This window comes from Chloroflexus aurantiacus J-10-fl, from assembly GCF_000018865.1.
GTDB lineage: Bacteria > Chloroflexota > Chloroflexia > Chloroflexales > Chloroflexaceae > Chloroflexus > Chloroflexus aurantiacus.
The window spans coordinates 4,953,840-4,977,229 of the sequence record NC_010175.1 but is presented as its reverse complement, the minus strand read 5'-3'; the positions used below and the strand labels follow the sequence as shown (position 1 = coordinate 4,977,229).

Here is a 23,390-nt window from a genome sequence, read left to right as displayed (position 1 = left end):
TTCTCTACACCATATCTCGTGCCTAGCATAACAATCTCTGTGAGTGTTGTCGGTAAAGATATTGCTACTCGCTGTGACGATAACTTATCGGTATTGAGAGGCGTATTCTGGTATGTAGCGTAGCGTAGCGCCTCTTGTGATACAATAGGGTAGTTTCGCCAGAATGATGCTGTGGGGAGCTATGAAGGACGAAACAACAGAATTGCCAGCCGATCAGCCCGATCCTTTCGGTCTTGCTGCCGTTCGCGTGCTCTTGCAAATGCTCGAACAGAGCGATGTCTACGAAATTACAATTGAAAATGGTAATGCGAAGCTGCACGTCAAGCGTGGTCAGCCCGGCGGTGTGATCTATTCGGCACCACTGCCAACAGCACCGGTTCCCAGTCCATCGCTACCGGCTACACCGGTCACTCCATTTGTTCAGCCGCCACCTGCACCGGAAGGGCCGCCGGTCGAGATGCCGGCAGGTCATACGATTACTGCACCAATGGTCGGTACGTTCTACGCTGCTCCTTCGCCGAGAGATCGACCTTTTGTCCAGGAAGGCGATGAAGTTCGGGTTGGTGATACGGTTGGTATCGTTGAAGCAATGAAGATGATGAATGAGATCGAGAGCGATGTGGCCGGTCGGGTTGCCCGCATTCTGGTCAAGAATGGTCAGCCGGTCGAGTATGGGCAACCACTGATGGTGATCGAACCACTCTAATGCGTGCATTTACGGTATCCGATCTCAATAGTGCACTGCGTGCTCATCTGGAAGACGAAGGCTTGTTCTTCGACATCTGGCTGCTGGCGGAAGTGGTAGAGTTTCGACGCTACCCTTCCGGCCATTGCTATTTTACGCTGAAAGATGAGCAGGCGAGTATTCGGGCTGTCCTCTGGCGCTCGAAAGCTGAACAAATCGCCTTGTTGCCGGCTAATGGTGACGCTGTCCTGGCGCACGGACGGGTCGGTTTCTATGAGGCACGCGGTGAGTTGCAGTTTGTCGTTGATCAGATTGTGCCAGCCGGTGTTGGGTTGCTCAATGCCCAACTGGAACATCTGCGCGCTCGTCTCGAAGCAGAAGGACTCTTCGACGAACGCCGTAAGCGACTGTTGCCGGTTCTGCCTCGTCGTATCGGCATTGTCACATCGCCACAGGCGGCTGCTTTGCAAGATATGCTCACTATTCTGCGCCGTCGCTATCCATTAGCTGAAGTCATCCTCTCGCCGTGTCTGGTGCAGGGTGAGTTAGCGCCGGCCAGTATTGTCGCCGCGTTGCGGCGTGCTTACGCCGAACCGCTCGATGTGATCATTCTGGCCCGTGGCGGTGGCGCCAGCGACGATCTGGCTGCGTTTAATGATGAACAGGTTGTACGCACAGTGGCTGCCAGCCCGGTGCCGATTATTACCGGTGTTGGTCACGAGACCGATACGACACTGGTTGATGCAGTGGCCGATGTCCGTGCACCGACCCCCTCAGCCGCTGCCGAGCTGGTCGCGCCGCCGCTCGCCGATCTGCGGCAGCGGGTTATCGATCTGCGTGAACGGGCAGAAGTGGCGCTTTTGACCGGCATCGATGCCCAACGCAGTGAAGTAGCCCGGCAGCGGCTACTGTTGCAGCGTCATCATCCCCGTCGCCGGCTCGATGCAGCCCGCCAGACGATTGATGATCTGATGCTGCGGCTGGATCGCGCCTTTTCCCGCTGGCTTCAACTTGAGCGCACACGCCTGCATGGTCTCCATTCCCGTCTGAACACGCTTAGCCCGCAGGCAACTCTTGCCCGTGGGTATGCGATTGCCCAGCACGCCGATGGGCGAGTCATTACCGATTCATCTCAGGTACAGACCGGTGAGCGCATCGCGCTGACGCTGCGCGCCGGGATTGTACACGCAACTGTGGAGTCGACGAATGAGTGAGCCGAATCCAGTTGAGCAGTACGAGCGATTACTGGCCGAGTTGCAACAGATTGTCGAACGCCTTGAACGCGGCGAATTGTCACTGGCTGAAGCGTTGCACCTGTACGAACGAGGTGCTGAATTGGCCGCTACCTGTCAGCAATTGCTCGATATGGCGGAATTACGGGTTCGCCAGATTGCGGATGTCTGACGAAAGGCGGATCGCTTATGAGCGTCATGGTTGCCGAAAAGGTGTACGATTACCCGTGGCGTCGTCGTATAGGACTGGTAACGCTGGGGAATCTGCTTGTGCTGCTCAGTGTGTTCAGTGCGCTGTACCAACTGGCACGCGGCTTGCTGGCAGCCAATGAAGGTCTGGTTGTCTGGTTGCGCCGTACCTCCTGGCTCCGCCCGCTGCTTGATGCGCTCTCGCCATTGCCTCAAGACCTCAACCTCTGGATGGGTGAGGCACTGGGTGTGCTGCTGTGGTCGTTGGTCGGCTTGCTGATTGCGTTAGTCTTGCTCAATGCCTTTCCCGCCGTTCGGGTGAGTAGTCGTGGTCTGCTGGTCGCGTTTTCCGGTAGCTGGCTGCCGGTTGCCTGGGAAGACCTGCAACACATTCACGTGACCGGTGATGCCTCTGGGCAACGCTTTATCCTGCTGGTTATTCCGGCGAAGCGGGCCAAGCGGCTGACCGGCTGGCACCGTGTGTATGGTCTGCTGTACGGCACGACCTTGCGACCGGCCTTCTTCATCTCGTCTGATATTGATGGGTTCGATCAGTTGTTGAACACCATCTTGCAAGAGAACGCACGGGTTATTCGTGGTATCGAGGGCGGTCAACCGGTGGTGGTTGATGAGCGACGGCGTTCACCGTTGTTAGGTCTGCTGCTCCGGGGTGAGTCGACTGCCGAGGCAGCTCCAGTAGCGGTGAATCTGCCGCCGACCAACCAGCCTGATGTGGTGGCGACAATGCCGCGCTTTTCGTTGGTGCAAATCGTTACCTTTGGCTCAGCAACGGTTATTCTGCTGCTGGCATTGCTCCACTACCGCAGCTACTGGGATCGGGCTTTGAGTCTGCTCTTTCCGACCTACCGTAGTAACCCCGCTGCGTTGTGGGTCAGTCGCGATCCGGTCTATAAGGCGATTTTCGAGGCGTATCAAGGGGTGGGCGTATCATTGTTTGGTATTGCCGGACGTGCCGATCTACCGGCACCATTCTGGCTCATCATTGCTGCCCATATCATGCTTGCCCTGGCTGTCATTGCCGGGATTGCTATCGTTGCCGCAGTACCGGTGGTTGCCGTGGCCGGCCAGCAGAGCCTGACCATGCGCTACAGTCGGAGATTACAGGGACGGCGCCTCAGTATCGTCATCCCCTGGACACAGATACAGGCGTGCAAGGTGATCGATCTGGGTTTTGGCAAGCAGATCGCGTTTGTCCAATCCTCACGCCTGCCCTGGTTTTGTCGTTTGTGTGGCCTCATCGTCAGCGGCAGGTGGCAGCCGGGAGTTATTCTGGTCGGAACGATGACCAACTGGGCCGATCTGATCGTTCGTTGTGCCGAGCGGTTGAATCATCTGCCACCGATTAAAGAGATACCCCGCTTTCAACCGACAGCGTTTGCGCCAAACCTGCAACTGATCGGACAGCCGGTTGCCACTATCAAAGCCATGGCCGTAGAACTCGCGGCTGGTGAGCGTTCGATCAGTTCGCTGCTCTGGGCCGCCGCCCGCTCAATGCTGCTGGTGTCGTTGCCGGTTGGTTTGATGTTTTCGCTCCCGGCGTTGATCGACGGGGATCGCTGGCCAGATATGGGGATGATCCTCGGCGGTCTCGCTTTCTGGCTGGCCGGTTTGCTGGAGTGGCCGCTGATTGTGCTAATCTCGTTCCTGATCCACGGCAATTTCACCAACGAAGAGGATCAGGCGCGCATTTTTGCCTTCTATCCGCTTGTGCAGATGCCGCGCCTCTTGCCGATGCTGCTGGCGCTGGTATGTCTGCTGATCAACCTGCCCTGGTTAGCTGCTCTCTTCTGGTTTGGCGCGCTGGCTATTGCCTATTGGGTCACGGCAGCGCTGTGGGTTGAAGTCTACGAATGGGATGGTTCACAGGTGATCCTCGGTGGTCTACTCCCTGTGATCTGGAATATCTTTGTGATGCTTGGGTTCTGGCTCTTACGTTAAGCGAGGTATGACACCAATGGAACGCACACCCATTAGTACCGACGCTGCTCCGGCAGCAATTGGGCCGTATTCACAGGCCATTCGGGCCGGTAATCTGATCTTTGTGTCCGGGCAGTTGCCGATCAATCCGGCTACCGGTGAACTGATCACCGACGACATTGGGGCAATGACCCGGCAGATTTTTGCGAATATCGCTGCGATCCTCCAGGCCGCCGGTAGCTCGCTCGATCGCATTGTGAAGACCACCGTCTTCCTTGCCGATCTGAACGATTTTGCCGCGATGAATGCGTCCTACGCCGAACATTTCGGTGATGCACCACCGGCCCGTTCGACGGTACAGGTGGCGCGTTTGCCTCGCGATGCCCGGATCGAGATCGAAGTTATTGCATTAGCCTGAAATCCACTGCAACGTTTGCCGCTGTTGTCCGGTTTACTATACAGAGCACACACGTATAGTGAACCAGAGAATAATATGCAACAGCGGCTGTGGTGGTTTACCGGTCTGATCGGAATCATCGGGGTGCTGGCCTGGCACCAGCGTCCTGACGGGAATTTGCACGTGATCTTGCTGCCAACCGCCGGCGATGCAATCCTCATTCAATCGCCCGGCGGTTCGTTTACGCTCATTGATGGTGGCCGTGACCCAATAGGGTTGGCGGTTGAGCTGGGGAAATATCTCCCCTTCTGGCAGCGTCGACTTGCGGCTGTGGTGTTAACCCGGATCGACGATCAGCGTGTGCCTGGGCAGTTAGGCGCATTACGTCGCTATCAACCGACGCTGGCGCTGGCACCGGCAGACGTTGGCGGTGAATGGCGTGCGGTATTGCACGATCTGGCAGTCCCCATTCGCCATTTACAGCCCGGCCAACAGCTTGATCTCGGTGGTACCCGGCTGCGGGTACTGGCCGTCCACGAGGGGGAAGAGGGTGGGGCTGTGCTTGCTCTTGAGTATCGTGCGATCCGTGTTCTCATCCATACCGGTGGTAGCAGTGGTGATGCGGCCCTCGCTACCCTGGCCGGTCAACCAATCGATCTGTTGATTTATCCCTGGCAGCGCCCTATCGACAACCCGCTGCTTGATCAACTCCGTGTGCAGGCGGTAGCCTTCAGTACCGGTTTTCAAGCCGCTGAACCGGCGCTCCACACGCTGTACGAACGCCGACAACTGGCACCGCAGGTATACCATCCCAAACTCGATGGCGCAATCCGCCTGATCAGTGATGGTCGTGCAATCAAGATCACAACACAATTGCCATGAATATTGATCGTTTGACTCTGGTCTTGTTACTTATCGGTGCCGGCCTGCTCATCCTCGGTGCAGGTGCCATACTCTGGCGGCGTTTGTATCGCGACGACCCGGCCAACACTGCGCGCCGTATCTTCAAAAACAGCGCCATCACCTTTGGCTTACGGCTGTTTGTGCGCGGCCTGGATACCGTTATCCTGCTCCTCCTGGTCGGTTCACTCGATCCGGCTGCCCTGGGCGCATACAACACCGCTGCCCTGCTGGTCGCCCAGTACCTGGCAACATTTACCGAATTCGGACTGGGTGTCCTGCTCATCCGCGAAGTCGCCCGCCATCCGAACGCCGCCCAACGCCTGTTCGGGGTTACGCTCGGCTTGCGCCTCATCCTGATCGGCGTGGCTGCCGTGCCGGTCGCCTGGCTGGTCATCACTGCCTATCACGCTATCGGTACACTTGGCCTCAGCGAACCTCTCACCAACGAGGGGCAGCAGGCGATCTGGATTCTACTCTTGACCCTGGTACCGGGCGCCTACAGCGGCGCGGTCACCGCTCTCTACAATGCCGCCGAACGCATGGAGGTACCGGCAGTCATTGAGGTGTTTACCGCGCTCCTCAGCTTTCTGGCCCGAATTGGTGTCCTCGTGCTGGGCTGGGGAGTGATTGGGTTGGCCTGGGCCGCAGTGTTCGTCAGCTCGATCACCGCGCTCATCTTTCTGGCCTTGCAGGTACGCACCTTTTTCACCCCAACCCTGAGCTTCGATGGCACAGCGCTCCGCCAGCTCGTGCCGCAAGCCCTGCCGCTGATGCTCAATAATCTGCTGAGCGTTATCTTCTTTCGCTTTGATCTCTTCATCGTGCGGGCGTTTGGCGGCAGTAATGCCGATCTTCTGGTGCAGCAATACGTTCTGCCGTATCAGTTACTCAACATCGCCCTGGTCTTACCGCCTGCGGTCACCTTTGCCGTTTTCCCGCTGCTAGCGCGTCGGGCCGGTGGTGCACGGAGCGAACTGGCGTCCGCCCAACAGCGCACCCTCCATCTCCTCTTACTCATCGCGTTTCCGCTGGCGATGCTCATGACCGTCCTGGCCGACGATCTGGTCTGGCTCTTCGCCCGCCGTCGTTTCGCCGAATACCTGCCCTCGGTGACGGTTCTGGCAGTGCTGGCCTGGTTCCTCCCCCTTTCGTTTGTCAACGGGTTGTTACAGTACGTCTTGATCGCGATTGAGCGCCAGACGGCAATCACCCGTGCCTTTGTAATCGGTGCGGCCTTCAACCTGACCGCTAACCTGATCGCGATCCCACTCGCGATTCGGTGGGGCCGCCCGCAAGACGCTCTGCTGGCAGCGGCGGTGATCACCATCTTGTCGGAAGTAGTGTTGTACATGGTCTTTCATCCGGTGTTACGCCGTGAGGGTCTGGCACCGGCGATACACCGGCTCATGTGGCGCCCGGCCCTCGCCAGTCTGCTGATGGCAGTCGCGATGGCGCCGGCAATCCTCTGGTTACCGGGCTGGCTGGGCAGCGTCGGTGCCATCCTGATCGGCCCGGTTGTCTACGTTGCCGGCCTGTGGATGCTGGGGGCCATCGGTGCCGAAGAACTGGCATTGGCGCGGCGAATTGCCGGTCGGACAGCACCCTGACGAAGTGATAGGTGGGGACAATAGCACTTATTGTTGATCAGCGATGGTAGTCGGGTATAATACCGACCTGTGTTGATAACAACCTGATAGTCGTATCAGCTACGAAATAAACTGTATGGCACCATTTACCATCACCGCTCGTGATCCAGAGAGCCGCGCTCGCGCCGGTCTTCTCCAAACTGCCCATGGCACGGTCGCCACACCGGTCTTCATGCCGGTCGGCACGCGGGCAACCGTCAAATCCCTCACCCCCCACGAACTCCGTGACCATGGCGCATCGATCATTCTGGGCAACACCTACCACCTCTACCTCCAGCCCGGCCACGAATTGATCGCCCGTCACGGTGGCCTGCACAGCTTCATGGGCTGGAACGGCCCGATTCTGACCGACAGTGGCGGCTTTCAGGTCTTCTCACTCGTCTACGGCGGGATTGCCGATGAAGTGAAAGGTCGTCGTCCTGCCCATCCCACGCGCCTCAACGACATGGTTACCGTCACCGAAGAGGCGGTCATCTTCAAGTCATACCTTGACGGTTCACGCCACGTCTTCACCCCCGAACGCAGCATCGAAGTACAGCACCACCTCGGCGCCGACATCATCGTCTGCTTCGACGAACTGCCACCATTTCGCGCCGGCTACGACTATACCGCTCAAAGCATGGCCCGCACCCACCGCTGGGCCGAGCGCTGCCTGATCGCGCACCAACGCCGGGATCGGTCGGCCTTACCCAACCCCGATCAACTACTCTTCGGAATCGTCCACGGCGGCATCTTCCCCGATCTACGCCGGGCCAGCGCCTGCTACATCAGCGACATGGCCTTCGACGGCCTCTGCATCGGCGGCTCGCTCGGTGCCAACAAAACCCAGATGTACGAAGTGGTTGATATGACCGTGCCCTACCTGCCCGACGGCATGGCCCGCCACCTGCTCGGCGTCGGCGACGTTGACGACCTGCTCGAAGGGGTGGCGCGTGGGATCGACATGTTCGACTGCGTCAGCCCAACCCGGCTTGGCCGCCACGGGGCAGCCCTGATCCGCAACCGCGAGCGCAACTGGCGGCTCAACGTCACCAACGCCGCCCTCCGCGACGACCGGCAGCCACTGCAAGAGGGCTGCCCCTGCTACACCTGCCGCCACTTCTCACGCGCCTACATCCATCACCTCTACCGCTCAAAAGAGCTACTCGGCATCAGACTGGTGAGCCTGCACAACGTCGCATTCTTGCTCAACCTGATGGCCGACATCCGCAGCGCCCTGGCTGCCGGACGCTTCGGCGAACTCTACACCGAATGGTTGGGCAAACCGCTACCGGTTTTACCGTCGCCCGAATAGCCTCTCCTCATCCCCAGTACGACCGGATCATGATGGGTGGAATGGGCATCGCCATCAGACACGATACACTCGGCGATGCCCAAGCCACCCCACCTCTGCCTGCCCGCCCTCGCGATACGGAGAGGCTATCAACCGCAAACGCACCGGTTATCGATAAAACCACTCCCAGCAAATCAGGTTTATCACGGCACACTGTCTAACGTCACCTGAAGGCCGCCACACGATCACCACACTGCGGTGCGCAAGCACTGGTATTACTGGTGAGCTGGGAGCGCGCGCCTGCGGCGCGCTCGTCACTGACACCAGCAATCCCCGCGAGCCAGGAGCGCACGCCTGCGGTGCGCTCATCTCCTCACCAGTGGTTACCTCCTTCAGCGGGGGCGGGTGAGGGTAGGGGCGTGTCGCATCTCAATGCTGGATATAACACTAACATGCCTCGTACACAGATGGATCGAAGGTGTTACGGCCGTTGCACAACCGGCACAAACACCCGATCACACGCCACAAGCAGGCCATTACGCACGGCTGCGAGATACACCGCATCTGACAACGTAAGCGTATCGGTCATGCGTTGGTGATACGTCGTCACAAGCAACGACTCTGCCTGCCAGATGTGCTGGATAGTGCCTGCGGGATCGTCCATCGCTCGTGTAAAAGCGTCATAACAGCGAAATGTGACCAACGGTAAGGTGTCTCGCCTATCAGTAAAGGCAGCTTGAGCAGCCGGCTCGTCGGTAAAGCGCTCAAGTGTAGCTCCTATCGTCTCACCGGCGCCGCCGGTACACTGAAATTGATAGGTCGAGTCGTTGATCGTATCAACTTGTTGGTAGCACCCGATCTCATACGCTGCCTGTTGCAATACAACAACTTCCTGATGCGTTGGTGGAACAGTTGCCGACAACGGTTGTGAACTATCGAATGCCCAGTATGCCGGGCCGGGATACCCTAGATGCACCTCAAAACTCGCCGTAGCCCGTAATGCCACTTCACCGACCCCGATTGCTTGCAACTGAAACGAAGCCGTATCGCTTTCTCCACTTGCTAAAGCCCGATAGTGTGTGATCGAGAGCGGTGAGATCGGCGCCAGGATCGATGACGGTTCAAGCAAAAGCTGGTAGGTTGGCTGCCCAATCTACCCACAACCAGCATTGGTCAAGGTAACAGTAATCTGAACCATACTGCCGACTACTGGCGTAACCTGATTTGTCGTCAGATCAAGATTACTTGTATGCGTGGTGCAGTTGAGGGTAGACGGTGGTGCGTATATGCCGGCTCTCTGGGCAATGAGAACACGAACACCGGATATCGTAACAACGATCACGAAAGTAAGAATGAGGATAAACGCGAATACTGTTTGTTGCTGCATCGTGGCCTTCTTTCATTGCAGAATTTCGCGTTGTATGCAGAATAGCCGTACAGTATATTGTAATACATCTGAGACACCTGTTCAGGCAATCATCTGAAGATGCGGAGTCGGCGTACTCTAAACCATTGTATAAATGTACCGATCACGGTGGGCACGAAGCCTGACTTCCACTTATCAGAGGGGTGCAGCACGTAATATCAAATCTGGCAGGATAGAGGTCATGACACACCAGCCAATCATTACCCTGATCCTGCACCTGAACGATCCATGTTCGCTGGTGGTACACCTAAACGATGTACATTGATGCATGCAATACGTTCTCCTCTCTTTCTCCATTGACGTGGAACACTATCGGGCTAAAAACTGAAAAGGAAGCATAATTGATACACTCCTCTGCTCCCCGATTGATAAGGCTCGGTTCTGACAGTATGTGCTGGTTAACGTTTCAGTTCAGGCATCTGCATCAGCGACGCCGGTGACCAAGCGCCTGATCGATCCGCTCCAATACCCGCAGAGTTGCTTCCTGCGGTGGTAATCTATCGGCATCTAATTCGCGTTCGGTATGAATCGCATGCAGAAAGCGTAGCAACAAGATCAACAGACCGATCAGTGTCAGAGCCAGCATACCCCAGGGGAGCAGGTTGATCACCAGTGGCACAACAGTCGTTGTTGTCAACCATGCCGTAGTAGCCGGATCAGGCCAGGCGGCACCGGCATAGCGGGCAAGGTATGTGATGACCAGGGCTGCATTCACCAGACCAATCGCTGCACCGATTAGTCGATGCGACCACTCGGCAGCATTTTCCAGGCCAAGCTCAAAAATCGTGTCAACCCCGTAGCCAACCACTATCGCGATCAGCAGGAGACCGCTCAGAGCCAGAAAGAGAGGCAAGCCGGAAGCCAGGTCTATCGGCGTTAGCAGATGCACAACCCCATCACGCCAGAGGTCGACCAGCACGGTACCGATAAGCGTGCCGAGTAACACAAACCCACTCGGCCATGCCCCCCGCCGAAATCCTGCTATGACAAACAGAAGTAGAATTACTATCGCCCCCCCATCGATGAACAGACTCCTCATACCGTCACTCCTTTGCTAACGTCATGTGTATACTACATATTGTAGCAATTCAGATGCAAAATGCCAAAACCTTGTCATTGAATGATGGCTCAGTCGCTGCACCAGAATGAACGAAGGACTGATCAAATTCTGGTGGCAGCACACAGCGCCTGATCAGATCAGAAGCACGTCTTTCGTCCGCTTGACATAGCGACCGCAAGCTGGTGCAGGTGAGACAGATAGGTTATCCTTGGGAGCGTGAGCCTCCGGCTTGCACAGCAGCCTGCCATTGATTTCCACCTGACCCACACCATCGGCACAATTCCCACTCCCGCCTGGTCATGGTGTGATTACCTCCTCCTGGCCCGTTGGCAGCGAACAGCTCCGGCTGTGCTATCACGCGCTAGATGAGTTGCCTTACCCGCGCATCATGCGCGTGTCGCGACGTTTGGCGTGCGACAGCCATGCTCGCGATCCGGCGCGTGGCATGCCGTGAACCCTCCTGGTCACGGGGATGCATTACCCACATGTCACACAGTAGCCGGTGTGATGCATCGGTCGTGTCACGTGCCACCAGAGATGTCCTGGCCGTGCGCCCCTACCACTGCCGGTGCGGGATGCTGCCGCCATCCACAGGACGACAATCCTAGCCGGCTGGCACCCGGTAATGTCTGATCAGGGTGCAGCAGCGCCCACGACGGGGATGCGCACCCAGCGGGAAAACGTCCGGCCCTGTTCGGCTCGGCCCGACGCCACTGTCCGTCACTGCGGTCACCATCCAGGTTCCGTTGGTGCGCTCTAGTGTGATGGGCGAATGAACTGGACACCTCCGGCATCACGACTGCGCTGGTGCCGTGCGGTGATACGCCCGGAGGGGCACGGCATGCCGTGCCCCGACGCGCTCGTCCGGCATCATGACCGCGCTGGTGCCGTGCGGTGATGACCAGAGGAGCACAGGCTACAATACGCCCTGATGAGCAACACAGATGGCAACGATACCGTTATAGGTCACTCACGTTGCCACCGATACGGTGAGCAGGCCAGAGGTGCTGACGGTCAGGATGCACAGCACGAGGTTACCTTTACCACCGGATGGTGTAATCGCATGCACAATGTGGGGGGCAGCCAGTTCTCACAGACGTGCTATCTCACGACTCACCGTAGCAATCAGGGCTATCCCCATCCTCTGTGTCTTCCGTGTCTCTGTGGTGACAAAGGGAGCAACGTGAGGTATGGGTAATGCATAGTGGTCACGGGGATGCTGGATGTGCTCGTTACAATCAGAGTCGGTCAGGAATGAATGAGATACCTTCTCGTAGACGTTTTTTGAAACAGGTTCTGGCATCGCGAGTAATGTCTTGCCCGAAGCGAACATACTCGTATCTGCCGTCCAATCGTTTCAATGTGAACAATTCTCTACCTGGTGGGCAAGAAATCTGTATGCGAGCAGACGTGCAAAGATGCTATAATGACCGCGTCAGTCAATGGCAACAGGTCATGCCATTGCGGCTCACGGCCCGCTGGCCTGAGCACCTTTGTTTGAGCATTTAAGGAGGCTTACATGGTTCGCGTCGCTATCAACGGTTTCGGCCGGATCGGACGCCAGAGCTTCAAGGCAATGCTGGAGTATTACCCCGAAGAGTTCGAGATCGTCGCTATCAACGACCTGACCGACGCGCAAACGCTGGCCCATCTTCTGCGCTACGATTCGACCTATGGTGCCTTCGATGGCGAAGTAACGGTGACCGAGAAGGCGATTGTGGTAGAGCAGGACGATATTCGCTACGAGTTGTTGACGCTGGCCGAGCGCGACCCGGCAGCATTGCCCTGGAAGGAGCTGGGGGTTGACATCGTGATCGAGTCGACCGGCCGTTTCACCGATGCGGAAAAGGCCAAGGCTCACCTCGCGGCGGGTGCGAAGAAAGTGATCATTACGGCACCGGCGAAAGGTGAGGACATCACCATCTGTCTGGGTGTGAACGACGCGAAATACGATCACGAGAAGCATCACATCATCTCGAATGCATCCTGCACAACCAACTGTCTGGCACCGGTAGCGAAGGTGCTCAATGATCGCTTCGGGATCGAGCGTGGTCTGATGACGACCATCCACTCGTACACGATGGATCAAAACTTGCAGGATAACGTACACAAGGATTTGCGCCGGGCGCGGGCTGCGGCTATCAACATGGTGCCAACGACCACTGGTGCCGCGAAGGCGGTGGCGCTGGTTATTCCCGAATTGAAAGGCAAGTTCCACGGTTATGCCGTGCGCGTGCCGACGCCGACGGTGTCGATGGTTGACTTCTCGGTGCTGCTGAGCACCAAGACCTCGGTCGAGGAGATTAACCAGGCCTTCATCGAAGCCAGCGAGAGCGAAGAGCTTGAGGGCATTCTCGGCGTGAGCCACGATCCGCTGGTTAGCACCGACTTCATCGGTACCACCTACAGCAGTGTAGTCGATTTACCGCTCACAATGAGCATGGGCGACGATTTCTTCAAGATCGTGGCCTGGTACGACAACGAGTGGGGCTATTCGGTGCGGGTCGCCGATCTGACCGCACTGGTGGCAGACCGCTTCGAGTAGAGTGTTCACGCGGTGACACAACACGGCAGGGACTGCTCAATTGCCAGTCCCTGCCGTTTATGTTAGTTCAAATCTGAAGAATACAATGCGCGTCACGCGATTCAAGGCATACCCGTTCGCCGCATCCCTTGCATGGCAATGAGTAGGGGCGGGTTCTAAACCCGCCTCTACAGAACCCGCCTCTACAGAACCCGCCCCAACCGAACCCGCCTCTACAGAACCCGCCCCCACGCCCCCTACCTGCCTATCCATATCATGCAGGTGACAACCACAGTGCGGAGGAGATGGATCGTCACGATTCACCGCATATCCGGTAACGGGCTGTCAGGCACCGTGGCACTCAAGATTTGATACTATTGCCACTGTTGCAGGCGCACAACCAGATCGCGGCCAAAACGACGCAGTTGATCTTGCTGCCGCTCAAGAATCACGTAGGCCAGCAGCATCAACACCCCTAGCGCACCTAACAAGAGCCACTGGTTGAGCATCCTCGCTGCATTGGCGGCCATCCAGAGCACACCAATCACAAAACCGGCTACACCGCCAATAAATGGCGCCCGCAAACGGGCAAGGGTGCCGTAGGTTGCGACCAGCAGCGACTCCAGACCAAACAACATAATGTAGCCAATATTGCTCACCGATCCGGCAGCCTGGATAAAGGTTGCGCCGAGCAGCAAACAGACGGCTGCACTGTCTACCAGTCGTGCCACCTGAATCTGGCGTTGAAATCGCCGAATACCGGCTGCCAGCCCGAAGAGGTAGACCCCCACCGGCACAACGTACAGTTGCAGCTCACGCAATTCCCACACCAGAAACTGACCGAGGCTGGCCGCAACAAACAGGGCGCCGGCCAGGTAAGCGTACAAACTGTTCCGTTCCCGCAGCGTAGCCGTCACAAGCAAAACACCACCGTTCACCAGTGCCACAACACTGGCCCGCAGATCGACCAGGGCCAGCAACCCAACCAATCCAGCCGCAGCCAGCGGAATCCAGAGCGATGGTTGTTGCCAGATGGCCGTACTGGCTAACCGTGGTGCTAACCAGCCCACCAGCAGTAATGGAACAAGCAGAAGCACAAACCAGGCTGCCTGCCACGCGAGGGTGAGCGGTGTTAGCGATAGTGCAGTGAGGAGACTCCCCACCAGTGCTATCAGATTGAGACCAGCAACAAGGCGGCTCTGCTCAAGCCAGGCGACGATGCCGATAGTTATCGCGACCAGCAGCAGCGGCAGACTAAGCTGACCAATGACACCATCGAACAGAAATGCCAGTGCCACTAGCATGACCGTGCTACTGATGACATAACTATCGGCAGTGATGTGGTTGACCGGGGCATCTGAGAATTGGCGGCGAACAGCCGCGCTACTCAGCATGATAATGCTCGCCGTAACTAGCAGACTCCAACCGGTTACCGTGCTGTTTTCGGCGCTCAACCAGTGAATAGTGCTGCCCAGGGCAATCAAAAGCTGAATCTGCGTCAGACTCGTTAATCGCCAGCGCCGATATATAAATGCGCCGATTGCAATCATCACGGCTGAACCGGCAGCCGTCAGGGCCAGATTCGGCAACAGTGAGGCAGGTAGGGGCAGGAAGATAAAGGCGTTCAGCTCGAAGATTGCCGGTAGTGGTGCCAGTAATGCGACGCCAAGCGCAGATTGGGCATACGGTCGATCAAACGGCGACCAGCCACGCAGTACGAGTGTGATCAGGCCATAACCGACGGCAAGGGCGAGTAATAGCACCGACAGCGTGTGCCAGCTCCCGTTCCAGGTGATCAGATTGCTGGCTATCGCCATTGCCCACGCGCCGGCTAGAAGCAACGCGATGGGATAGCCGAAGCGCCAGTTACGATATATCACACTCAGGACGGCAATAGTTGCGCTCCCGATCAGGGCGGCATACACTGCGGCGTGGGTTGGGCTGAGAAATGCACTCAGAAAGAGGATTGAACCAATACTCCCCAGCACTCCTGCCCAGATCAGCGCTGATGGCGCCCAATAATTGTAGCGAACAGCGTATTTGTTGAGAATACTTCCACCGATACTCAGACCACCTGCGAACAATACACTCGCCAACAGATAGTGATCGGTATTCGCCAGCCATCCAACGCGATCCAGGATCACGCCACTCAATACCAGCCCGGTGGTAACCGTCATAAACGCCCAGACATGTTCACGGTTGATGATAGCCCGCCAGCCGTAGAGGGCGGTCGCGACTGCGAGCGTGGGCAGACGCAGATCGGCATTAAACCAGCTACTCCATCCGGCACCGACTGCCACCAGGAATGCGCCGCCATAGCACCAGATCGGCGGTGCATACGAGAGGAAACCTCTGATGGGAATGGCACTGACGATAAAAGCCACTGCACCGACAACCATGACAATCAGCGCCCGCAGCTCCCAGGTTTCGACAAACGCACCAGGCCAGATTGCCAGCAAACCGAGCTGTACCGCCAGTAAACTACCACCCACCTCGTTGCGCCAGGGTTGAAGGAGCGTCAGGCGGCGAACCTCTAGTAGACCGATGATCAGAAGCGTAGCGGCAATCAGGATTGGATAGCTGCGCCGAATCGCAATCCAGTCGGTCGCACTCACAGCGGCGACAATGGCCAGAAAAAGGATCAGGGCCAGAAATGGTCTGGAGTATGCCGGATCGCGCCGCTCAGCAATTACTGCCAGCAGCGGATAGATCAGCGTTAAACCGGCGAAGCTCAGATTGATCCACATCAGTGCATCGTCGGCGTGAACCACACCCACCATTGCCGCCATGGGGATCAGGATTGCCGTTGCCCACAGCCAGAGCGGCTGCCTGTCGAGCCACGCCAACGCTACCGCGAAAGCAGCACTGAGCAGCGTCACGATGATGGTTGTAGTCGCCTCAGCCGGGATTGGATTGACCAGGAAGATACCCATGCTAGTCGCAAGGGCCAATGGTGGTACAGCGATTTTGATGATCCGCGGTCCCAGCGCCAGCCTTGAGCGGTGATGATCATCGAGAAGTCTGGTGGTAACGAGCGCAATTCCTGACAACACAAAAGACCAGACCGGTTGCCAGCTTGCCGGTACCGACCACCACCAGAAGCTACTGATCAACACTGCACAGGCAGCAGTACTGGCCGCCAGACTGTAGAAGAGTCGCTGGCTGCGCCATGCGCCAATCGTATACACAAGGAAACTCAGCGTACTTGTGACCAGGAGCGCGAGAGAACCCTCAAGATTGAATAAACCGGGTCGCGTAAACGAAAACACCACTACCGGCACCATCAGCATCGCTACCGATTGCAAATTGCGACCTGCCGTGGTCAGGGTTGTCTTTTGCTGCATCCAATGGCCTGCCCCCCACAAACCACCGGTGAACGCGCTCAAAAATGCGACCTGAACGATGGCAGGGAAGCGGTTCCAGTTGAAGATCACCAGCACCAGGCTGGAGATCATCACCAGGAAGGTACCGATGATCAACAGCGTGCGGCGGGCACCCATCGAGAGCAAGGCAGCCAGAAGTGGCGGCACGGCTTGGGCATCGTCCGGTTGGCGTTCTGAGGCAACCGGCGCCGCCGACGAGGTTGCGGGAAGACTTGACGAAGCAGCCTGCCCTTCATGCAATGGTTGGGCTTGTGTGCCGGGAGTGAGTGGCGTTACTGCGGCGGGGCTTACCACCCCATACTCATAAGCGAGAGGCGGTTGCGTCGGCGTAACCGGTGGTGCTGCGCTGCCCGGTTGCGAGGCAACAGCCTGGGGCGCTGTCGGTACCGGGGCCAGCGCAGGCACACCTGGCGATGGTGCTGGCCGGACTTCTGGTATGGCTACTGCGGTGTCACCAGGTTGCGAGCGTAACAAGGCAAGCAGGTGTTCAGCAGTTGCGCGATCAATCTGGTGCGATTGCTCCCAGAAGCGAACCAGGTCGGCGAACTGACGACGCGGATCGCCACGACGAGCTGTTGCCCGTCCGATCACAAAACCAATCACCCCGACAAAGAAGATAATCGGAATCAGACAAACCAAGATGACAAGAGCTTCCATAGACAAGGCTACTCCGACGCTATCCCGAACAATGGTATTTTGGCTAATCATAGCAGCTTCTGATTAACAATTCGGTAAAAAATATGCGCCATTTTTTTCATTTCCGGCAGCGACGAATGATGGCCGTGCCAGCGGGAGTCAGCCGATTCCCGCCCCCAGCGGGGGCGGGGTAGGGAGGGGGCGTGTCGGTATGGACTGGGCGCGCACGCCTCCGGCGCGCCGGTCTCGCATCCCCTGCACCAACCCACGCCAGCGGGTGCCATTCGGCCATACTGGTTCCCGCCCCCAGCGGGTGCGGAGTAGGGTGGGGGCGTGTCGGTATGGACTGGGCGCGCGCGCCTCCGGCGCGCCGGTCTCGCCTCCCCTGTATCAACCCGCGCCAGCAGGATCAATCCGGCGTCGCTGGTTCCCGCCCCCAGAGGGCTATGCATTACCCACATGTCACGCTGCGTTAGGCCGGGCTGCACGCGCTCCCCGTGGCGGCTCCCCGTGGTGCAGGCTTCCAGCCTGCGTGCAAGCATCCTCGCCACCGCCGGCAGGTGTTGCCGTGGCCGTTGGTGTGCAGGCTTCTCGCCTGCGCCACGCCCGCGACCGACACCTTGCGCTGTTGCCCAGGGTTTCCGGCGATGAGGTACCGTTTTGGTCAAAATGTGATAGTGCGGATGGTCAAACCAGCCAGATATGCGCTGCACACCCGTCGTTCCCGTGGCCCGCACAGCAACCGCTGCCACCCGCCCGTGATCGCAAGCACGGCTGGCGCGGCAGCATGGCTGCCGCACTCCAAACTGCGCGACACGCGCATAATGGGCGCGTAAGACAACCCATTCAGCACGTGTTGGCACGGCTGGAGCGGCGCACTGCCACCGGGCCAGTCGCCCACAACAGCACCTAGGGTGATCATCCCCGCTGATACGCACGTGGTTGACACCAGGTATGGGTAATGCATAGCCGCTGGGGGTGGGAGAGGGGAGGGCAGACGTTTGATCCAGGGCTTCCTGATAGGGTAGATGTTGTGTTCGATCATCTACCCTGGCCGTCCGTGAATGCCGCCAGGGGCGGGAGCTTGCTCTCGTTTCCTTCCTCCAGCAATGGTACCGGCACCATGCGCGCCGGAGGCGCGCGCTCCCAGCTCCCGGCTGGGGAGCACGCCCGTCATCACGCCCCCGACCCGCTCCGGCACGCGAGCTATGCAATATCCGAGTTATGAATGCATAGCCCGGCGGGGGCGGAGTAGGGTGGGGGCTTGTTGGTTTCGTACTCCTCGTAGCATACAATTGCCCTGCGCAATGCAGCAATGGCAACACCAGAACCCGGTTACCATTCCAAATCGGGTGAATCTTCCCGGCATAAAGTGAGCATCACCCCTGGTTAGACACAGTATCAACCATTTATCTTCAAAGTACATGGCTATCAAGAATAAGTGTATAGTGAGGCAATGATGCAGCAAGAGCGAGTCATTTCGGTGAAGCAACGGGCATCCCGATTTGAGATGCCATACCGGCTTGCACAAACGATTGCAGTTCTGATCACCTGTGGCGCAATGGTTGCAATTGCAGCAGCCTGCAACGCAATTACTGCGATGTAGGAGCAGGTGCGCGGAGACGGTTTCTGGCTGGAAGTTGATGGTGGGTGAAGGAAATGCCTTCACCCATCATTCTTTTTCGTCCCCATCCCAGACTGGCGGTTTGTGGGTCAAAAAACAGTACCCGGTGGCGTTTTGCCTGGAAACGCCGTGCAGTCAACGTGGTACAATAAAGGCAGCGTAACAGCGTTGTTACTGCGCTGTTATTGTTTGTGATAATATGAACAAATAACTGACAACCCTTATCCAGGTAAAGGAGCGGGCGAAGCATGAATGAATGGAACGGCTTCTATGGCCCAAATGCCGGCTATCTGATCGAATTGTACGAGCGTTATTGCGCCGATCCCAATTCGGTCGATGAGGCAACCCGGGCCTTTTTTGCGCAATGGGCGCCGCCCAGCGACAGTGCGGCGCCGGCTGGCGAGGCCGGCCAACCGCCGTTGGATGTGACGCGGATTGTTGGTGCAGCGCGATTGATCCGCTACATCCGTGAATTGGGGCATCTGGCAGCACGGATTGATCCGCTCGGCAGTGATCCACCCGGTGATCCCGGTCTGGAGCTGGCAACACACGGGGTGACGCAGGCCGATCTGGCTGCACTACCGGCACACATCGTCCGGGGGCCGATTGCTACTCAGGTACGCAATGCTGCCGAAGGTGTAGAACGTCTGCGACAGGCCTATTCCGGTTCGATTGGCTACGAGACCGATCAGATTCAGGATTACCTTGAACGTGCCTGGATTCGTGAGGCGGCCGAGGATCGCCGTTTCTTCGGCGGGCTTGATGCAGACCGTCAGCGCGAACTACTCGACCGGCTGACGGAAGTTGAGTGTTTTGAGCGCTTTCTACACAAGACATTCCCCGGTCAAAAGCGGTTCTCGATTGAAGGCTGCGACATGCTGATCCCGATGATCGACGCCATCATTCGGAATGCTGCGGTCAATGGTACCAAAGAGGTTGTTATTGGGATGGCGCATCGCGGTCGTCTGAACGTTCTCGCGCATATTCTCGGTAAGCCCTATTCGATGATCTTGACCGAATTTCATTCGCCCGACTATACCAAAGATACCTATGAAGGCTGGACAGGTGATGTGAAGTATCATCTCGGTGCCCGCAAAGCCTACCGCGAGAGCGGGATTGCCGAGATGCCGATTACGCTGGCACCCAATCCAAGTCATCTCGAATTTATCAATCCGGTGGTCGAAGGTCGCGCCCGTGCTGCGCAAGAGCACCGTAATCGGCCTGGCTTCCCGGAAGAGGACGAGAAGGAGTCGCTGGCGATTCTGATCCACGGTGATGCTGCTTTCCCCGGTCAGGGTATTGTCGCTGAGACGCTGAACCTCTCGCGGTTGAAGGGGTATCATACCGGCGGAACGATTCACATTATCATCAACAATCAGATTGGGTTTACGACCGACAGCAACGACTCGCGTTCGACCCTCTACGCCAGCGATCTGGCGCGTGGTCTGGAAATTCCGGTCGTGCATGTCAATGCTGATGATGTTGAAGCCTGTATTGCTGCGGCCCGGATGGCTTCAGCATACCGTGAGAAGTTCCAGAAAGATTTCCTCATCGATCTGGTAGGTTATCGGCGGTGGGGCCACAACGAGGGTGATGAGCCGGAGTTTACCCAACCCAAGATGTACGAGCGAATTCGCAATCATCCGACGGTGCGCGAGATTTGGGCGCGCGAGCTGGAACGGCGCGGGATCATCACCCGCGAGGAAGCCCAGGCTCGCGTCGATGCGGTAATGAATCGGCTCCAGCAGGCATTTGAGAAGGTGCGTGAACGTCAGCGTCTGGCAGCGTCGTTGCCACCTGCACCACCGCCGCCCGTCCAACCGCTGCGTCGTCCACCGATCTTTGCCCGCCCGGTTTCGGCGAAAACGCTGATCGAGCTGAACGAGGCATTGTTAGATCGGCCTGAAGGCTTTACGGTTCATCCCAAGCTCGAACGCACCCTGCAACGGCGCCGACAGGCTATCTTTGAGGAAAGCGGTATCGATTGGGGCCACGCCGAGGCGTTGGCGTTTGCCAGTATCCTCGCCGATGGCACGCCCATCCGGTTGACCGGGCAGGACAGCGAACGGGGTACATTTAGCCATCGCCATGCTGTCTTGCACGATGTGGTGACCGGCGAGCGTTTCATTCCACTGCACCACATTCCGCAAGCCCGCGCCTCATTTGCCGTCTACAACAGTCCGCTTTCCGAGGCGTCGGTATTGGGTTTTGAGTACGGCTACAGTTGTCACGCGCCCGACACGCTGGTGTTGTGGGAAGCGCAGTTTGGCGATTTTGCTAACGGCGCTCAGGTGATCATCGATCAGTTTATCGTCAGTGGGCACGCCAAGTGGGGGCAGAACCCATCGCTGGTGATGCTGCTGCCGCACGGTTATGAAGGGCAAGGCCCGGAACACTCAAGCGCACGTCTGGAGCGATTTTTGCAGTTGGCAGCCAATGACAATATTCGCGTCGCGAATTGTACGACTGCGGCGCAATACTTCCATCTGCTCCGTTACCAGGCGGCATCGCTGTATGCCGACCCCAAGCCATTGATTATCCTGACGCCCAAGAGCCTGCTGCGCCATCCACGCAGTAGTTCGTCGTTGCGCGATCTCACCGACCATCGCTTCCAGCCGGTGCTTGGTCTGGGGGCAGAGGCGCCAGCGCCAGAAGGGGTCACGCGCCTCATCCTGTGTTCGGGGAAGGTAGCGATTGATCTGCTCTCCAGTGCCGAATGGGAAAAGACTGCTGGCCGGGTTGATGTGCTGCGGCTTGAGCTACTCTATCCCTTCCCTGCCGAAGAGTTGCGGATGGCCATGCAGCGCTATCCGAACCTGCAAGAGGTGGTCTGGTTGCAAGAGGAGCCGCAGAATATGGGAGCCTGGAGCTTTGTCTGGCCCCGCTTACAACAGCTCTTACCCGAAGGGGTTACACTCCGCTATGTCGGACGTGCCGAGTCGGCCAGTCCGGCAGAAGGGTTGCATAGCATTCACGTGCGTGAACAGGCTCGTATCTTACGCGAGGCGGTAGCTGATCTGCCGGAGTCTCCTGTACCGGCATTGCAAGGACGAGAAACGATGACGCGCTAAGGTATGTGCGTTACTGATGAGTGAGGTAGGTTAGGGCATGGCATACGAAATTCGCGTACCGTCACTCGGTGAGTCGATTGTTGAGGCGACGGTAGCACGCTGGCTTAAGCGTGAAGGTGAACCGGTTGCGGTTGGTGAACCGGTAGTTGAATTGGAGACCGATAAGGTTAATCTCGAAGTAGCCGCCGATCAGAGCGGGATTCTGACCAGCATCGCATGTCCAGAAGGGACTACGGTTGGTATTGGCGATCTGCTGGGTACGATTGAAGCCGGGGCATTGCCTAAAGAAGCACCGGTGGCGGCAGCCAGTACAACAACGGTAGCGGCCCCTGTCGCTGAACCGGTAGCTGCTACTGCGGTCAATGAAGTGCTGGCGACACCGGTTGCCCAGCGCATGGCTGCCGAACACGCTATCGATTTGCGCACAGTTCCCGGCACCGGCCCCGGCGGGCGCATTACTAAAGAAGATGTTATGCGGCTGGTGTCGGGTACCGGGCCGAGTGAAGCAACCGCTAAAGCGGATGAAGCGCGGGTCCACGTCAGCCATCCGACCCCGGCTGTGGTAGAGCGCCCACAGCCCGCTCAGCCGTCACCTGCGCCAGCTCCGGTTGCGCCGCCACCACCAGCACCGGCCCCACGGCCAACGCCACCTGCAGCCCCGGCAGTAGTCAGTACGAATGGTGACCGTCGTGAAGAACGCCAGCGCCTGAGTCGGCGCCGTTTAACCATCGCTCGCCGGCTGGTGGAAGCGCAGCACACCGCAGCGATGCTTACCACCTTCAACGAAGTGGATATGAGCGCGGTGATGGCGTTGCGCGCCCGTCACAAGGACTCGTTCAAAGAGCGGCATGGGGTTGGTTTGGGCTTTATGTCCTTCTTCACCAAAGCCGTGGTCGGAGCGCTCAAAGCTTTTCCGATGGTAAATGCCGAGATTCAGGGCGAAGAGGTCGTCATCAAGTACTACTACGACATCGGCATCGCCGTTGGTGTTGACGAGGGGCTGGTGGTGCCGGTTGTGCGCGATGCCGACCGTAAGACCTTCGCACAGATCGAGCGCGAAATCGCCCAACTGGCGAAGAAGGCACGGGAAGGAACGTTGAGTCTGGCCGAACTTCAGGGGGGCACATTCACGATCACGAATGGCGGTGTCTACGGTTCGCTCATGAGCACGCCGATTCTCAATGCCCCGCAAGTAGGCATTCTGGGCATGCACAAAATCGAAGAGCGTCCGGTCGTCGTCGGCGGGCAGATCGTCATTCGCCCGATGATGTACGTTGCGCTGAGCTACGACCATCGCTTGATCGATGGCAGCACAGCAGTGCGCTTCCTGGTGAAAGTGAAAGAGCTGATTGAAGACCCAGAGGCGTTGCTGCTGGAAGGGTAGCTAATCCAACCATCAAGAG

General features: G+C 57.9%; 15 protein-coding genes. 12 read left to right on the top strand and 3 right to left on the bottom strand.

All coding sequences use genetic code 11. The annotated features are described in order from the left end of the window. Nucleotides 1-181: 181 nt before the first annotated feature. From accB to tgt, 8 genes are all read left to right on the top strand, one after another. Nucleotides 182-706: an acetyl-CoA carboxylase biotin carboxyl carrier protein gene (accB, locus tag CAUR_RS19620; RefSeq protein WP_242604991.1), complete on the top strand. Its 525-nt coding sequence runs from the start codon at nucleotides 182-184 to the stop codon at nucleotides 704-706. After that, complete coding sequence (xseA, locus tag CAUR_RS19615; RefSeq protein WP_012259569.1) at nucleotides 706-1,899, top strand: exodeoxyribonuclease VII large subunit; 1,194 nt, start codon at nucleotides 706-708, stop codon at nucleotides 1,897-1,899. The genes accB and xseA overlap by 1 nt, the downstream gene beginning before the upstream one ends. After that, entirely contained in the window at nucleotides 1,892-2,089 is a 198-nt protein-coding gene (xseB, locus tag CAUR_RS19610) for an exodeoxyribonuclease VII small subunit (RefSeq protein ID WP_012259568.1), read from the top strand. Before xseA ends, xseB begins: the two co-directional genes overlap by 8 nt. Before the next feature lie 17 nt (nucleotides 2,090-2,106). Further along, nucleotides 2,107-4,065 carry a hypothetical protein gene (locus CAUR_RS19605; protein ID WP_012259567.1) on the top strand — a complete coding sequence of 653 codons (1,959 nt, stop codon included), beginning with the start codon at nucleotides 2,107-2,109 and terminating at the stop codon, nucleotides 4,063-4,065. Between the two features lie 16 nt (nucleotides 4,066-4,081). Continuing rightward, nucleotides 4,082-4,462 carry a RidA family protein gene (locus CAUR_RS19600; RefSeq protein WP_012259566.1) on the top strand — a complete coding sequence of 127 codons (381 nt, stop codon included), beginning with the start codon at nucleotides 4,082-4,084 and terminating at the stop codon, nucleotides 4,460-4,462. 75 nt (nucleotides 4,463-4,537) lie between these two features. Beyond that, complete coding sequence (locus tag CAUR_RS19595; protein WP_012259565.1) at nucleotides 4,538-5,323, top strand: ComEC/Rec2 family competence protein; 786 nt, start codon at nucleotides 4,538-4,540, stop codon at nucleotides 5,321-5,323. Next, entirely contained in the window at nucleotides 5,320-6,951 is a 1,632-nt protein-coding gene (locus CAUR_RS19590) for a flippase (protein ID WP_012259564.1), read from the top strand. The genes CAUR_RS19595 and CAUR_RS19590 overlap by 4 nt, the downstream gene beginning before the upstream one ends. Before the next feature lie 115 nt (nucleotides 6,952-7,066). Further along, nucleotides 7,067-8,284, top strand: a complete 1,218-nt coding sequence (gene tgt, locus CAUR_RS19585) for a tRNA guanosine(34) transglycosylase Tgt (protein ID WP_012259563.1) — start codon at nucleotides 7,067-7,069, stop codon at nucleotides 8,282-8,284. A 460-nt stretch (nucleotides 8,285-8,744) separates the two neighbouring features. Here tgt and CAUR_RS19580 read toward each other — a convergent pair whose 3' ends face one another. Then, the gene (locus CAUR_RS19580) at nucleotides 8,745-9,392 is read right to left on the bottom strand and encodes a hypothetical protein (protein WP_012259562.1); all 648 of its coding nucleotides are present in this window, start codon (nucleotides 9,390-9,392) and stop codon (nucleotides 8,745-8,747) included. A 721-nt stretch (nucleotides 9,393-10,113) separates the two neighbouring features. Then, nucleotides 10,114-10,728: a CvpA family protein gene (locus CAUR_RS19575; RefSeq protein WP_012259561.1), complete on the bottom strand. Its 615-nt coding sequence runs from the start codon at nucleotides 10,726-10,728 to the stop codon at nucleotides 10,114-10,116. A gap of 1,540 nt (nucleotides 10,729-12,268) precedes the next feature. On the opposite strand from CAUR_RS19575, the gene gap reads away from it, so the two are divergent. Next, nucleotides 12,269-13,294 (top strand): type I glyceraldehyde-3-phosphate dehydrogenase, encoded by a 1,026-nt coding sequence (gap, locus tag CAUR_RS19570; protein ID WP_012259560.1) that lies wholly within the window; start codon nucleotides 12,269-12,271, stop codon nucleotides 13,292-13,294. A 353-nt stretch (nucleotides 13,295-13,647) separates the two neighbouring features. Here the strand turns inward: gap and CAUR_RS19565 are convergent, their stop codons facing one another. Then, nucleotides 13,648-17,313, bottom strand: a complete 3,666-nt coding sequence (locus tag CAUR_RS19565) for an SCO7613 C-terminal domain-containing membrane protein (RefSeq protein WP_012259559.1) — start codon at nucleotides 17,311-17,313, stop codon at nucleotides 13,648-13,650. Nucleotides 17,314-18,748: 1,435 nt separating this feature from the next. Between CAUR_RS19565 and CAUR_RS19560 the strand changes: the two genes are divergently transcribed. The 3 genes from CAUR_RS19560 to odhB all read left to right on the top strand — a co-directional run bounded on the left by CAUR_RS19560 (nucleotide 18,749) and on the right by odhB (nucleotide 23,371). Further along, nucleotides 18,749-18,898, top strand: coding sequence for a hypothetical protein (locus tag CAUR_RS19560; RefSeq protein WP_157866497.1), 150 nt, complete (start codon nucleotides 18,749-18,751; stop codon nucleotides 18,896-18,898). Nucleotides 18,899-19,164: 266 nt separating this feature from the next. Beyond that, nucleotides 19,165-21,987 (top strand): 2-oxoglutarate dehydrogenase E1 component, encoded by a 2,823-nt coding sequence (locus CAUR_RS19555; protein WP_012259558.1) that lies wholly within the window; start codon nucleotides 19,165-19,167, stop codon nucleotides 21,985-21,987. 37 nt (nucleotides 21,988-22,024) lie between these two features. Further along, nucleotides 22,025-23,371, top strand: a complete 1,347-nt coding sequence (gene odhB, locus CAUR_RS19550; protein WP_012259557.1) for a 2-oxoglutarate dehydrogenase complex dihydrolipoyllysine-residue succinyltransferase — start codon at nucleotides 22,025-22,027, stop codon at nucleotides 23,369-23,371. Nucleotides 23,372-23,390 lie beyond the last annotated feature (19 nt).

Bases quoted from the DNA above. Each gene is read 5' to 3' on its own strand.
- accB (WP_242604991.1), top strand. From the start codon at position 182: ATGAAGGACGAAACAACAGAATTGCCAGCCGATCAGCCCGATCCTTTC.
- xseA (WP_012259569.1), top strand. From the start codon at position 706: ATGCGTGCATTTACGGTATCCGATCTCAATAGTGCACTGCGTGCTCAT.
- xseB (WP_012259568.1), top strand. From the start codon at position 1,892: ATGAGTGAGCCGAATCCAGTTGAGCAGTACGAGCGATTACTGGCCGAG.
- CAUR_RS19605 (WP_012259567.1), top strand. From the start codon at position 2,107: ATGAGCGTCATGGTTGCCGAAAAGGTGTACGATTACCCGTGGCGTCGT.
- CAUR_RS19600 (WP_012259566.1), top strand. From the start codon at position 4,082: ATGGAACGCACACCCATTAGTACCGACGCTGCTCCGGCAGCAATTGGG.
- CAUR_RS19595 (WP_012259565.1), top strand. From the start codon at position 4,538: ATGCAACAGCGGCTGTGGTGGTTTACCGGTCTGATCGGAATCATCGGG.
- CAUR_RS19590 (WP_012259564.1), top strand. From the start codon at position 5,320: ATGAATATTGATCGTTTGACTCTGGTCTTGTTACTTATCGGTGCCGGC.
- tgt (WP_012259563.1), top strand. From the start codon at position 7,067: ATGGCACCATTTACCATCACCGCTCGTGATCCAGAGAGCCGCGCTCGC.
- CAUR_RS19575 (WP_012259561.1), bottom strand. From the start codon at position 10,728: ATGAGGAGTCTGTTCATCGATGGGGGGGCGATAGTAATTCTACTTCTG.
- gap (WP_012259560.1), top strand. From the start codon at position 12,269: ATGGTTCGCGTCGCTATCAACGGTTTCGGCCGGATCGGACGCCAGAGC.
- CAUR_RS19565 (WP_012259559.1), bottom strand. From the start codon at position 17,313: ATGGAAGCTCTTGTCATCTTGGTTTGTCTGATTCCGATTATCTTCTTT.
- CAUR_RS19560 (WP_157866497.1), top strand. From the start codon at position 18,749: ATGATGCAGCAAGAGCGAGTCATTTCGGTGAAGCAACGGGCATCCCGA.
- CAUR_RS19555 (WP_012259558.1), top strand. From the start codon at position 19,165: ATGAATGAATGGAACGGCTTCTATGGCCCAAATGCCGGCTATCTGATC.
- odhB (WP_012259557.1), top strand. From the start codon at position 22,025: ATGGCATACGAAATTCGCGTACCGTCACTCGGTGAGTCGATTGTTGAG.